This window comes from Streptomyces sp. NPDC057950 (genome assembly GCF_042887295.1).
GTDB classification, from domain to species: Bacteria; Actinomycetota; Actinomycetes; order Streptomycetales; family Streptomycetaceae; genus Streptomyces; species Streptomyces kaempferi.
Genome location: NZ_JBHVPP010000003.1, coordinates 1 through 13,176, shown reverse-complemented (window position 1 = coordinate 13,176; position 13,176 = coordinate 1). Strand labels below are relative to the sequence as shown.

Below are 13,176 nucleotides of genomic sequence, written 5' to 3'. Positions count from 1 at the left end.
GGTGTACGGGCTGACCGTCCGGCACCGCAGGACGACCGCGCTCGACGCGGTCGACCTGGACTTCGGTCCCGGCGTCCACGGGCTGCTCGGCCCCAACGGCGCCGGCAAGACCTCCCTCATCCGGGTCCTCGCGACCGTGGCCGAGCCCTCCGCGGGCCGTATGGAGATGCTCGGCAACGACCCGCGCCGGCACCGCGAGCGCGGCGCGTTCCGCCGTGAACTCGGCTATCTGCCGCAGGACTTCGGGTACTACCCGGGATTCACGGTCCGGGAGTTCGTGGCGTACGTGGCCTGGCTGAAGGAACTTCCGGCCTCCGACGCCGCGGCGTCGGTCGAGCGGGCCGTGGCCCGGGTCGGGCTCACCGACCGCATCGACGCGAAGGTCAGGACGCTGTCCGGCGGCATGGTCCGCCGGGTCGGCATCGCCCAGGCCATCGTGAACGACCCCCGCGTCCTGCTCCTCGACGAACCCACGGCGGGACTGGATCCGGAGCAGCGCGTCGAGTTCCGGGCGCTGCTGCGGGAGTTGGGCGAGGAGGCCACGGTGATCGTCTCCACCCACCTGGTGGAGGACGTGGCCGCGGCGTGCACGGGGGTGACGCTGATCGAGGCGGGCCGGGTCGCCTATCGCGGCACTCCCGGGACGCTGGCCGCCCTCGGCGCCAACGGCGACGAGTCCGACGGCAACGCGATCGAGCGCGGCTACACCGCGGCCCTGCGCGGCCATCGCGCGGCGACGGGGGCGGCCCGATGACCGTACGCATCCAGCCGGCCGACGACCGCCCGGACGGCACGGGCGCCCCGGACGGCACGGGCGCCCCGGCCGACACGGCCGGCATGGCCGGCATGGACACCCGGACCGGCGAAGCACCGCGGACGCACCGATGGCCCGAACCGGACGGCGGCCACCCGTCCGCCCGACACCCCGGGCCCCTGCCTCCCGACCACCGCCCGGCGGACCCACGGCCCGAGCCGACGGACCACCGCCCGGCGGACCCACGGCCCCAGGCCGCCGACACCCGCCCGGCGGACCCCCGACCCCGCCCCCGCGACACCCGCCCGGCAGGCCGCCGCCCCCGGCTCCCCGAAAGCCCTGGGCCGAGCGCACCGCCGCGGGAGGTGCCCGTCCGTACGACGGGCGCCGCACCGGCGACAGCCGCTTCACCCGCCGCGGCCGCGCCCCGCCCCCTCCGCGTCGAGTTCCTGCGCGGGTTCACCCCCTGGGCGGCCGCCGCGCTGCTGCTCGCTCTCGCCTGGGCGCTCGCCGCCACGGCGGCGCAGTGGCAGGGCAGCTGGGGTGGGACCACGGACCGGCTGGACACGGCGGCCGGGGTGATCGCCGTTCCCTTCGGCCTCGCCGCGGGAGCCTGGCAGGGCGGCCGGGAGCACCGGCGGCGCATGACGGAGTTGCGGGCCTCGGCCCCTCGTCCACCGCTCGCCCAGCTCCTGACGGCCGCCCTGCCACTCGCCTGCGTGCTGGCGGGGGCGTACCTGGTGGCGGTGGCCGGCGTGCTGCTCGCCTGCGCGCCCTACGCGTCGGCGGGCGGCCCGGTCCCGACCGTCTTCGCCGGGGACGCGCTGTCGATCGCCGCGTGCACGCTCCTGGGCCATGTGGCCGGGCGGGTGATGCCCTGGCGGCTGACCGCACCCGCGTTCGCGATCTGCGGATACGTCTTGGCCGTCACCAGCGGCATCGGCTCGCGGTCGGCTCCGGCCGCCCTCGCCCCCGCCTCGCTACCCCAGTTCGGCGACGGCTACCTCCCGGTCTGGTGGTACCCCCTCGTATCGGCCCTGTGGGTGGTCGGCCTCGCCGCCGCGGTCGTCCTGGCCCATGCCGCGCGCCGCCGCGTCACCGCGCTGCCGCCGCTCGCCGCCGCTGCCGCCGCTGCCGTGCTGCTGGTCCACACGGGTGACGGGACGCTGCGCGACAACCCGCTCGCGCACCGCCAGGTGTGCGACGCCTCGACCACCCCGCACGTCTGCGTCAACGCCACCCACCCGGGCCTGCTGCCGGAGGTGAACCGCGCGCTGTCGGGCCTCACCGGGCGTCTGCGGGGCGTACAGAATCTGCCGGTCCGCTTCGAGGACCTGCCGCGCTCCCCCCGCGCGGGCGAGGTACAACTGCCGACGCTCACCCCGTTCGGCTGGAGCACCGTACGCGGGGAACTGACCGATCCGGAGCAGTACGCCTGGGAGGCCGCACAGCTGATGGTCCGCGTCGACTGCGACCGTCCGCCGTCCACTCGGCGGGTCCGGGCCACCGACGAGGCCGTACTGCGCTGGCTGGCCCCCGCCAGCATGCAGGCCGACCTCCGCGAGGATTTCGTGGCATCGGCCCGACGGCGCGGCGACACGGAGGAGCTCGCGAGGCTCCGCGCCGGGGACCGGGCGTACGCGCGCCTCACCGCCCTGACCGACGACGAGCGCCGCTCCTGGCTCGGCCGCTACTTCGCCACGGCCCGCGCATGCGACCCCGCCGCGAGCGAGGTCCCGTCCCTGTGAACACGCCTCGCGAAGTCCCCCGGCCGACCCCCCTCACCCTCTACGCCCGCTCCCGTGCCGTCCCGGCCACCCTGGCCGCCCTCGTCTGCGCCGCCCTCCTCACCCTGTGGGCGGCGACCGTCCCGGACGTCTTCCTCGACCCGTACCGCAGGGTCCCGCTGCTGTCGCTGGCGCCGCTGGCGGCATCGGCGGCGATCGGTACGGGCCTGCACGTGTACGGGCGGGACCTGGACGACACCGCGGCACGCCCGTGGTGGCCCAGGCGCCTGGCCCATCTCCTGGTCCTCACCGCGCTCGCGGCCGGCACGCTGGCACTCGCCGTTCCCGGAGACGCACAGGTGTTCGGTGCGGTCGGGATGGTCCGCAACACCCTGGGTGCCGTCGGTGTCACCGCGCTCGCGGCGGTGCTGTTCGGCGCGCGAGCCGCCTGGATGCCGACGATGCTGTACTTCAGCGCCGTGTACCTGTCGGCCACCTCGCCGCGCATGAGGGAGGCGACGGTTCTGGCCTGGCCCGTGCAGCCGGGTCCCCAGCTCGGCGCGTGGAGCGCCGCCCTCGCGCTGTACGTGCTGGGCGCCGGGCTGTACGCGGCACGTGGCGCCCGCCCCGAAGGACCCCGCGGCTGACCACGGGGCGCACCGGGCGGGCCACGGTGTACCCGGGTCAGGGGTGCACAAAAGCCCGGATCGTCAGGCGGAAATGCCGTCGATCCGGGCCATCGCGTCCTCAGCGCCGTACGGCTGCAGATACGGCAGCCAGCGCGGGTCCCTGTGCCCTGTTCCGATGATGCGCCAGGCGAGCCCCGTCGGCGGGGCCGGTTTATGGCGCAGGCGCCAGCCGATCTCGACCAGGTGGCGGTCGGCCTTGGTGTGGTTGCAGCGGCGACAGGACGCCACCACGTTGTCCCAGGCGTGCTGACCTCCGCGGGAGCGCGGGATGACGTGGTCGACGCTGGTTGCGACGCCACCGCAGTACATGCACCGGCCGCCGTCGCGGGCGAACAGTGCCCGACGGGTCAGCGGAACGGGCCCCCGGTAAGGGACCCGCACGAACCTCTTCAGCCGGACCACGCTGGGTGCGGGGACAGTAACGGTCGCGCTGTGCATGAAGGCGCCGGATTCCTCGAGAGAGACGGCCTTGTTCTCAAGGACGAGGATGAGCGCGCGGCGGAGCGGTACGACGCCGAGTGGCTCGTACGACGCGTTGAGGACCAGGACATGCGGCACGGATGCCTCCTTGGTACGCCGGCGGCGCGTGGCTCGCGCCGGGACGATCTGCAGTCAGTCTCCCCTCTTGCCTGGTGGAAGCGCCACCATGTCCCGGTAACGGGCTGGGAGTGTTTTCGACCACATCCTGTTCATCCCCAGGTGAGTACCGTCTCTCCCCCGAACATCACAACGATCCACACACGATGCCCCGTTAGTGTGGTTGTTCTGCCCGGCGGCGCCCTACCTGTCCCCGAGCCGCGGGCAGACCGCTACGCCTGGAGGTACCTGCTGTGTTCTCGACCGTCCTGCGGGCCGCAGGGTCCAGTCCGTCGCCTTCTCCCTCGGCGACGACTGACCCTACGGTCGCCACGCTCCAGGGCGCCCAGCAAAGCGCGACCAACGCCGCGAGCTGGGTCGAGCAGAACTGGTCCACCTGGCTCGCGATAGGTCTGCGCGTGCTGCTGATCCTGGTCATCGCGGCGGTACTGAGAGTGGCGGTCCGGCGAGCGATCACCAAGCTGATCGACCGTATGACCCGTACCGTCCAGGCGGTCGACGGGACGGCCCTCGGCGGCCTCCTGGTGAACGTCGAGCGCCGCCGCCAGCGCTCCCAGGCCATCGGCTCCGTACTGCGCTCGGTGGCCTCCTTCCTGATCATGGGCACGGCCGCCCTGATGGTCCTCGGCACCTTCGAGATCAATCTCGCCCCGCTGCTGGCCTCGGCCGGTGTCGCCGGTGTCGCCATCGGTTTCGGCGCCCGCAACCTGGTGACGGACTTCCTCTCCGGCGTCTTCATGATCCTCGAGGACCAGTACGGCGTGGGCGACACGATCGACGCGGGGGTGGCCTCCGGCGAGGTCATCGAGGTCGGTCTGCGCGTCACGAAGCTGCGCGGTGACAACGGTGAGATCTGGTACGTCCGCAACGGTGAGGTCAAGCGCATCGGCAACCTCTCCCAGGGCTGGGCCACCGCGGGCGTCGACGTCACGGTCCGCGCCTCCGAGGACCTGGACCACGTCCAGTCCGTGCTGAACGAGGTCGCCGAGGCGATGAGTAAGGAGGAGCCCTGGAACGAGCGCCTCTGGGGCCCGGTCGAGGTCCTCGGCCTGGAGAGCGTGCTCCTCGACTCCATGGTGGTGCGGGTCTCGGCCCGGACGATGCCCGGCAAGGCGCTCTCCGTCGAGCGTGAGCTGCGCTGGCGCGTCAAGCGCGCCTTCGACGCCGCGGACATCCGCATCGTGGGCGGCCCCACCGCGGCCGTGGAGGAGGAGCCCGTCGACCCGTCCGCCGCGGTGGCGGCCCCGTCGGCCCTCGGCAACCCGGCGTCCCCGCAGTCGGAGGCGACCGCCCCCATCCCGACCCCCGTCACGGGCCCGGCCGCGTCGGGCAATCCGAAGTAGGCCCCGGCCCGACGCGGCGAAGGAGGGGGCGGCACCCGCGGTTTCCGGGTGCCGCCCCCTGCTCTCGGTCCGCACGCGCGGCCCCGGTCCCGTGCGGGCCGCGCACCCGGACGTCAGCCGGTCCGCTCACGCCCCGTCGCGAAGAACCTCCGCACATGGACGCCGGACGGCAGGTCGCTCTCCCGCATGAGCGAGAAGACCTCGGCCCCTTCGCCCAGGACCCCGTCCATCCGGAACGCCTCGGCGTAGCCCGCGCAGTCGACCTCCTCCAGCGCCGCGCAGTACTCCAGTGCCTCGGCCTCCGCACGCCCGATGGCGTCACCCGGGCGGCCCGCGGACCACAGCGTCACCCGCTCCGCGTAGACGCCCAGTTCACGATGGCGGAAGACGCGCCGAACGCCGTACCACGACGGTTCATCATGGCCCTCGCTCCCACCCGACCCGGTGCATGCGACGACCTCACGGGCCGACGGCACGTACCGCCACCTGTTCGCCGGCACGACCACCACGGGCACCGCCGCGGCCACGGGCGACTACGTCGACGTGAGGCAACGACGTGAAGGACACCCCGGTCCCCGCCCCCGTAGGTAACGACTCTGTTGCCTCGGGGGCGGTTTCTCTTGACGCCCCCGCGACCTGCGGCCTACGGTCCTCCCACCAATAGGAAACCTTCCTAACAATGATCTTGCAGTGGACTTCCCCGAGGCCACCCTGGGAAGCTGAGCGACTGGGCAGTCGAAAGGCAGGTGTCGACAACATGGCAGGATCCGCCGGTACGCCGGGCACCCCGCGCGTCCTGCGCGCCATGAACGACCGCGCCGCCCTCGACCTGCTGCTCGCCCACGGGCCGCTCTCGCGGACCAGGATCGGAAAGCTGACCGGGCTGTCCAAGCCCACCGCCTCCCAGCTCCTGGCCCGCCTGGAAGCGGCCGGGCTGGTGCTCGCCACCGGCACCAGCGAGGGGCGGCCGGGCCCCAACGCCCAGCTGTACGCGGTGAATCCGGTCGCCGCCCACGCGGCCGGCCTCGACGTCACCCCCGAGCGCATCCTCGCCGCCGTCGCGGACGTGACGGGCCGGACCGTGGGGGAGTACGAGCTGCCGACGCCCGGCCGGCGCCCCGCGCAGCCCGTCGTACGCCAGGTCACCGACGCCCTCGACGGCGCGGTGAAGGAGGCGGGGCTGGCCCGCGACGACGTCCACCGCCTCGTCATCGGCACACCCGGCGCCTTCGACCCCAACACCGGGCGGCTGCGGTACGCCTCCCACCTGCCCGGCTGGCACTCCCCGAGCCTCCTCGACGAGCTCGCGGCCGCCCTGCCCATGCCGGTCGAGTACGAGAACGACGTGAACCTCGTCGCCATCGCCGAACAGCGGCTCGGCGCGGCGCGCGGACACGAGGACTTCGTCCTGCTGTGGAACGAGGGGGGCCTGGGCGCCGCCCTCGTGCTCGGCGGACGGCTGCACCGCGGCTGGACCGGCGGCGCCGGCGAGGTCGGCTTCCTGCCCGTGCCCGGCGCACCCCTCGTACGGCAGGTGACCAAGGCCAACAGCGGCGGCTACCAGGAACTCGCCGGCTCCCAGGCCCTCCCGAAACTCGCCCGCGAGCTGGGCGTCCAGCCGATTCCCGCCGGGTCGTCCACCGAGGTCGCCGCCGCCCTCGTCGAGCAGGCCGCCACCCGCGACGAAGGCCCGCACCGCAGGCTCCTGGAAACGTACGCGACCGGCCTGGCCACCGGTCTCGCCTCACTCGTCTCCGTGCTCGACCCCGAACTCGTCGTCCTCAGCGGCTCCTCGCTCACCGCCGGCGGCGAACCGCTGCGCGCCCTGGTGCAGGCCGAACTGGAGGAGCTGGCCGCGTCGCGCCCGCGCCTCGTGGTCGGCGACGTACACGAACACCCCGTGCTGCGCGGCGCGTTGGAGAGCGCGCTGGCGGCCACCCGCGACGAGGTGTTCGACACCTCCCGCTGAACCCCCTCGACCCACTCCCCCGTCCCGCCCACACCACCGCCCCGGCCCTGCCCTAGGGAGACACCGCCATGCCCGGAATATCCAGGAAAGTCGCCACCGCACTCGCCGCCTCCGCGTCCCTCGCCCTGCTCACCAGCGCCTGTACCGGCCAGTCGGACTCCAGCGCGAACGACGACGCCTCCAAGGAGACGACGATCAACTTCTGGCACGCCTGGAGCGCGCCGGGCGAGGTCCAGGGCGTGAAGACCCTGGTCGCGGGGTTCGAGAAGGCGCACCCGAACATCCACGTCAACATCGTCGCCAACATGACCGACGACAAGATCAACCAGGCGCTGCGCTCCGGCGGTGAGAAGGCGCCCGACGTGATCTCCTCGTTCACCACCAACAACGTGGGCAAGTTCTGCTCCTCGGGCGCACTCGTCGATCTCAACCCCTTCTTCAAGAAGGCCGGGATCGACGCGGCGACGACCTTCCCCAAGGCGATGAACGAGTACACCCAGTTCGACGGCGACCGCTGCACGGTGCCGCTGCTCGGTGACGCGTACGGGCTCTACTACAACAAGACCGCGTTCAAGAAGGCCGGGATCACCACTCCCCCGAAGACCTGGTCCGAATTCGGGTCCGACGCGAAGAAGTTGACCGTCGCGAAGGGCGACTCCTACTCCCAGCTGGGGTTCATGCCGAACTACCACGGCTGGGAGTCGACCACCGAGCACTACTTCGGCCAGTTCTCCCCCACGTACTTCGACGAGAGCGGCAAGTCCAGCATCGCCAAGGACCCCGCCTTCGAAGCCGGGTTCACCCTCCAGAAGAAGCTCGTCGACGAACTCGGCGGCTACCAGAAGCTGGAGAAGTACCGGTCCAAGCTCGGTGACGAATGGGGCCCCAAGCACCCCTTCCACACCGGTCAGGTCGCCATGCAGCTGGACGGCGAGTGGCGGCTCGGCATGGCCGAGGAGGCCAAGCCCGGCTTCGAGATCGGAGTCGCCCCGCTGCCCGTCCCCGACGACCAGGCCGACCAGTACGGCAAGGGCTACATCACCGGCACCATCGCGGGCATCGCGGCCACCAGCAAGAAGCAGAACGCCGCCTGGGAACTGGTCAAATACATGACCACGGACACGGACGCCGTCGTCGGCTTCGCCAACGCCATCCACAACGTCCCCTCCACGCTCGCGGCGCTCAAGTCCCCGAAGCTGAAGTACGACCCGCGCTTCAAGACGTTCCTGGACATCGCCTCGAACCCGAACTCGACGACGACACCCGCGTCCATCAACGGCGGCACCTACCTCGTGACGATCCAGCAGTTCGGATACGACTACGAGAGCGGCAAGTCCAAGGATCTGAAGGCCGGTCTGCAGAAGACCGCCGCGCAGATCGACACGGACATCGCGCAGGCGAAGTAGGAAGCAGTACGGACATGAGCGCCACCTACACCCTGCGCGCCAAGCGACGCCGGGCGGCCTTGAGAACAGCCGCCTTCATGTCGCCCTGGCTGATCGGCTTCGCGGTCTTCTTCGCCTACCCGCTGCTCTCCACCGTCTACTTCTCGTTCATGCACTACGACGGCTTCAAACCGCCGACGTGGAGCGGGACGAAAAACTGGTCCTACGTCTTCCAGCACTACCCGCTGTTCTGGCCCGCCCTGCGCAACACCCTGTGGCTGGTCCTGGTCATGGTGAGCCTGCGGGTCGTCTTCGGACTCGGCGTCGGACTCCTCATCACGAAGATCAGGACCGCCACGGGGGTCTTCCGCACCCTCTTCTACCTGCCCTACCTCGCGCCCCCCGTCGCCGCCACGATGGCCTTCGCCTTCCTCCTCAACCCCGGTACGGGGCCGGTCAACTCGATCCTGGAGAAGGTCGGCATCCCGGCACCCGGCTGGTTCAACGACCCCAGCTGGTCCAAGCCCGCCCTCACGCTGCTCGCCCTGTGGGGCATCGGCGACCTGATGGTCATCTTCATGGCCGCGCTGCTCGACGTACCGACCGAGCAGTACGAGGCGGCGGAGCTGGACGGCGCGTCGGCCTGGCAGCGGTTCCGCTACGTGACGCTCCCGAACATCTCGCCGATCGTGATGTTCGCCGTGGTCACCGGCGTGATCCAGACCATGCAGTACTACACACAACCGCTCATCGCCGGGAAGGTCGCCTCGGGCGTCATCCAGGGCGCCGGTACGCAGTTCGAGCCCGGCTACCCCGACAAGTCGACGCTCACCCTGCCCCAGCTCGTCTACAACCTCGGCTTCCAGCGCTTCGACTACGGCTCCGCCTGTGTGGTCGCGCTCGTGCTGTTCGCCCTGTCCATGGTGTTCACCGCGTTCCTGATGCGGCGCCGGGGCGGTCTCATCCAGGCAGGTGACTGACCATGACCCAAGCACCTCAGGTGTCCCGAGTGCTCGACCGGCCGGCGGAGCCGCCGACGAGGACCGTCTCCCCCGCCGAACGCACGGCCCGTCGCAAGACGCTCCTGGAGTGGATCGCGGTCCACGCGCTCGGCGTCGCGGCCGCCCTCTTCTTCGTCCTGCCCTTTGTGTTCGTCTTCCTCACCTCGCTGATGAGCGACACCCAGGCGCTCAGCCGCGACCTGATCCCGCACACCTGGGAGTGGGGCAACTACAAGAAGGTCTTCGACACCCCGGGCTTCCTCACCTGGTGGAAGAACACCCTGCTGTACGCCGGCGCCGGCACCGTCCTGACCGTCGTGTCGTCGATCCCCGTCGCCTACGCGCTCGCCAAGTTCCGCTTCCGCGGCCGGAACCTGTCGCTGATGCTGGTCATCTCGATGATGATGCTGCCGCCCCAGGTCGTCATCATCCCGATGTACCTGTTCTGGGCGAAGCAGCTGGACCTGTCCGGGACCCTCTGGCCGCTGATCATCCCGATGGCGTTCGGCGACGCCTTCTCCATCTTCCTGCTGCGGCAGTTCCTGATGACCATCCCGAACGAGTACCTCGACGCGGCGAAGGTCGACGGCTGCGGGGACCTGCGGACCCTCCTGAAGATCGTCCTGCCGATGGCACGGCCCGGGATCGCCGCCGTGGCCCTGTTCCAGTTCTTCTACGCCTGGAACGACTACTTCGGGCCGCAGATCTACGCCTCCGAGAACCCCGGCGCCTGGACCCTGTCCTACGGCCTCGAGTCGTTCAAGGGCGCGCACCACACCGACTGGAATCTCACCATGGCCGCGACCGTACTGGTCATGGCCCCCGTGATCCTCGTGTTCTTCTTCGCGCAGAAGGCGTTCGTCGAGGGCGTCACGCTCACCGGAGTGAAGGGCTGACTATGAAACTGGCAGTAGTGGGCGGGGGCTCCACCTACACCCCTGAACTCATCGACGGCTTCGCCCGGTTGCGGGACACCCTGCCCGTCGAGGAGCTGGTCCTCGTCGACCCGGCCCCCGAACGGCTGGAGCTGGTGGGCGGCCTCGCCCGGCGCATCTTCGCCAAGCAGGGACACCCCGGCCGGATCGTCACCACCGACGACCTGGACGCGGGCGTCGAGGGCGCCGACGCCGTACTGCTCCAGCTGCGCGTCGGCGGCCAGGCGGCCCGCGAGCAGGACGAGACCTGGCCCCTGGAGTGCGGGTGCGTCGGCCAGGAGACGACGGGCGCGGGCGGCCTGGCCAAGGCGCTGCGCACGGTGCCGGTGGTGCTGGACATCGCCGAGCGCGTCCGCCGCGCCAACCCGAACGCCTGGATCATCGACTTCACCAACCCCGTCGGGATCGTCACCCGCGCCCTGCTCCAGGCCGGACACCGGGCCGTCGGGCTGTGCAACGTGGCGATCGGTTTCCAGCGCAGGTTCGCCGCGATGCTCGGCGTCGCACCGGCGGACGTCCATCTGGACCATGTGGGCCTCAACCACCTCACCTGGGAAACCGGTGTGCGCCTGGGTGGGCCCGAGGGCGACAACGTGCTGCCGAAGCTGCTCGCCGAGCACGGCGACGCCCTCGCCGACGACCTGCGCCTGCCGCGCGACATCATCGACCGGCTGGGCGTCGTCCCGTCCTACTACCTGCGCTACTTCTACGCCCACGACGAGGTCGTACGAGAGCTGCGCACCAAGCCGTCGCGGGCCGCCGAGGTCGCCGAGATGGAACGGGAACTGCTGAAGATGTACGGCGACCCGTCCCTCGACGAGAAGCCGGCGCTGCTCGCCAAGCGGGGCGGCGCCTACTACTCGGAGGCGGCCGTCGATCTCGCGGCCGCGCTGCTCGGCGGGGGCGGCAGCCCCTACCAGGTGGTGAACACCTACAACAAGGGCACGCTGCCGTTCCTGCCGGACGACGCCGTGATCGAGGTGCAGGCGGCGGTCGGTCCGCACGGGCCGACCCCCATGCCGGTGCAGCCGGTGGACCCGCTGTACGCCGGGCTGATGGCCAACGTCACCGCGTACGAGGACCTGGCGCTGGAGGCCGCCCTGCGCGGCGGCCGCGACCGGGTCTTCCGGGCCCTCCTCAGCCACCCCCTGGTCGGCCAGTACGCGTACGCCGACGCCCTGACCGACCAGCTGATCGCGCACAACCGGGAGCACCTCGCGTGGGCATGACCTCATCGGGATCCGAAGCCGGGACGGCCTCCGGGTCCGGCCCCGTGGGTCCGGTGCTCGCCATCGACGCGGGGAACAGCAAGACCGACGTCGCGGTGGTCGCGGCCGACGGCACGGTGCTCGCCACCGCGCGCGGCGGCGGGTTCCGGCCGCCGACGGTCGGTGTCGACGTGGCCGTGGACGCGCTCGCCGAGGCGGTCGGCCGGGCCTTCGCCGAGGCCGGGGTCGACTCCGTCGCCCATGTCTCGGCGTGCCTCGCCAACGCCGATCTCCCCGTGGAGGAGACGCAGTTGGCGGACGCGCTGCGGGCGCGGGCGTGGGGCGCCGACGTGGTGGTGCGCAACGACACGTTCGCGATCCTGCGGGCCGGGATCGCGGAGCCGCGCGGGGTCGCCGTGGTGTGCGGCGCCGGTATCAACTGCGTCGGCATGCTGCCCGACGGACGTACCGCCCGCTTCCCCGCGCTGGGCCGCATCTCCGGTGACTGGGGCGGCGGTTGGGGGCTGGCGGAGGAGGCGATGTGGCACGCGGCGCGGGCCGAGGACGGACGCGGCGGTCCGACGGCGCTGACCCGTACGCTGCCCGGCCACTTCGGGCTCGACTCCATGTACGCGCTGATCGAGGCGCTGCATCTCGAACACATCGGGCACGCGCGGCGGCACGAGCTGACGCCGGTGCTGTTCGCCACGGCCGTGGACGGGGATCCGGTGGCCCGTGCGGTCGTCGACCGGCTCGCCGACGAGGTCGTCGCGATGGCGACGGTGGCGCTGGCGCGGCTGGACCTGATGGACGAGGAGGCTCCCGTCCTGCTCGGCGGCAGCATTCTCGCGGCGCGCCATCCTCAACTCGACGACCGCATCCGCGTACTGCTCTCCGAGCGGGCCCCCAAGGCCGTCCCCCAGGTGGTCACGGCCCGCCCCGTGCTCGGCGCCGCGCTGCTGGGTCTTGATCACATGGGTGCGGCGGACGAGGCCCACGCCCGCGTACGGGGGTTCTACGAGGGTTCCTAAGGTCACCCGCCCCCAGGGGCTCCGCCCCCGGACCCCCGCATCGGCCTGAACGGCCTTGTCCTCAAACGCCGGACGGGCTGGGGATGCGGGCCTGCGCCGACTAGGCACGTACCTGGGGGCTCCGCCCCCAGACCCCCGTTCGGCCTGAACGGCCTCGTCCTCAAACGCCGGACGGGCTGGGGATGCGGGCCTGCGCCGCATTGTTCCGATCCGGCCGTCGGCCCTCGCAATCCGGCTGTCGGCGTCGGGCGTCAGGCGGTTGATGTCGGGCGTCGGGCGCCAACGGTAGATGTCGGGCGTCAGGCGGTAGGCGTCGGGCATCAGCCGTCAGGCGGTAGGCGTCGGGCATCAGCCGTCAGGCGGTAGGCATCAGGCATCAGCCGTCAGGCGGTAGGCATCAGCCGTCAGGCGTCAGGCGGTAGATGTCGAGCGTCAAGGCGACAAGCGTCAATCTTTCAGCGCGGGCCCGCACACTCAGCCCGTCCGGCGATTGAGGACGAGCCCTTCGGGCGATGCGGGGGTCCAGGGGGCGCAGCC

Annotated in this window: 12 protein-coding genes; 10 read left to right on the top strand and 2 right to left on the bottom strand. The window is 71.7% G+C overall.

Annotation, left to right across the window (positions count from 1 at the left end; translation table 11 throughout):
• Position 1 precedes the first annotated feature (1 nt).
• Genes ACFVTC_RS06960 through ACFVTC_RS06950 form a run of 3 tightly spaced genes read left to right on the top strand, consistent with a single transcriptional unit; the run spans position 2 to position 3,128 of the window.
• On the top strand, positions 2-754 hold the full coding sequence (locus tag ACFVTC_RS06960) for an ABC transporter ATP-binding protein (protein WP_390125474.1): 753 nt from the start codon (positions 2-4) through the stop codon (positions 752-754).
• Entirely contained in the window at positions 751-2,502 is a 1,752-nt protein-coding gene (locus tag ACFVTC_RS06955; protein ID WP_390124752.1) for a hypothetical protein, read from the top strand. The genes ACFVTC_RS06960 and ACFVTC_RS06955 overlap by 4 nt, the downstream gene beginning before the upstream one ends.
• Positions 2,499-3,128 carry a hypothetical protein gene (locus ACFVTC_RS06950; protein WP_390124750.1) on the top strand — a complete coding sequence of 210 codons (630 nt, stop codon included), beginning with the start codon at positions 2,499-2,501 and terminating at the stop codon, positions 3,126-3,128. The genes ACFVTC_RS06955 and ACFVTC_RS06950 overlap by 4 nt, the downstream gene beginning before the upstream one ends.
• A gap of 63 nt (positions 3,129-3,191) precedes the next feature.
• Here the strand turns inward: ACFVTC_RS06950 and ACFVTC_RS06945 are convergent, their stop codons facing one another.
• Positions 3,192-3,728: an HNH endonuclease gene (locus tag ACFVTC_RS06945; RefSeq protein WP_148014005.1), complete on the bottom strand. Its 537-nt coding sequence runs from the start codon at positions 3,726-3,728 to the stop codon at positions 3,192-3,194.
• 272 nt (positions 3,729-4,000) lie between these two features.
• Here ACFVTC_RS06945 and ACFVTC_RS06940 point away from each other — a divergent pair, with 272 nt between their 5' ends.
• Entirely contained in the window at positions 4,001-5,110 is a 1,110-nt protein-coding gene (locus ACFVTC_RS06940) for a mechanosensitive ion channel family protein (protein ID WP_390124748.1), read from the top strand.
• Between the two features lie 113 nt (positions 5,111-5,223).
• Here ACFVTC_RS06940 and ACFVTC_RS06935 read toward each other — a convergent pair whose 3' ends face one another.
• Positions 5,224-5,586 carry a hypothetical protein gene (locus ACFVTC_RS06935; protein WP_390124746.1) on the bottom strand — a complete coding sequence of 121 codons (363 nt, stop codon included), beginning with the start codon at positions 5,584-5,586 and terminating at the stop codon, positions 5,224-5,226.
• Positions 5,587-5,867: 281 nt separating this feature from the next.
• On the opposite strand from ACFVTC_RS06935, the gene ACFVTC_RS06930 reads away from it, so the two are divergent.
• The 6 genes from ACFVTC_RS06930 (at position 5,868) to ACFVTC_RS06905 (ending at position 12,639) form a co-directional block, all read left to right on the top strand.
• Positions 5,868-7,079, top strand: a complete 1,212-nt coding sequence (locus ACFVTC_RS06930) for an ROK family transcriptional regulator (protein WP_390124744.1) — start codon at positions 5,868-5,870, stop codon at positions 7,077-7,079.
• Between the two features lie 68 nt (positions 7,080-7,147).
• A complete protein-coding gene (locus ACFVTC_RS06925) occupies positions 7,148-8,485 on the top strand; it encodes an ABC transporter substrate-binding protein (protein ID WP_390124742.1) in 1,338 nt (445 codons plus the stop codon).
• Positions 8,486-8,499: 14 nt separating this feature from the next.
• The gene (locus tag ACFVTC_RS06920) at positions 8,500-9,444 is read left to right on the top strand and encodes a sugar ABC transporter permease (RefSeq protein ID WP_356270815.1); all 945 of its coding nucleotides are present in this window, start codon (positions 8,500-8,502) and stop codon (positions 9,442-9,444) included.
• A 2-nt stretch (positions 9,445-9,446) separates the two neighbouring features.
• A complete protein-coding gene (locus ACFVTC_RS06915; RefSeq protein WP_390124740.1) occupies positions 9,447-10,361 on the top strand; it encodes a carbohydrate ABC transporter permease in 915 nt (304 codons plus the stop codon).
• Positions 10,362-10,363: 2 nt separating this feature from the next.
• A complete protein-coding gene (locus tag ACFVTC_RS06910; RefSeq protein ID WP_168528153.1) occupies positions 10,364-11,629 on the top strand; it encodes a 6-phospho-beta-glucosidase in 1,266 nt (421 codons plus the stop codon).
• Positions 11,626-12,639, top strand: coding sequence for an N-acetylglucosamine kinase (locus ACFVTC_RS06905; RefSeq protein ID WP_390124737.1), 1,014 nt, complete (start codon positions 11,626-11,628; stop codon positions 12,637-12,639). The genes ACFVTC_RS06910 and ACFVTC_RS06905 overlap by 4 nt, the downstream gene beginning before the upstream one ends.
• Positions 12,640-13,176: the final 537 nt, after the last annotated feature.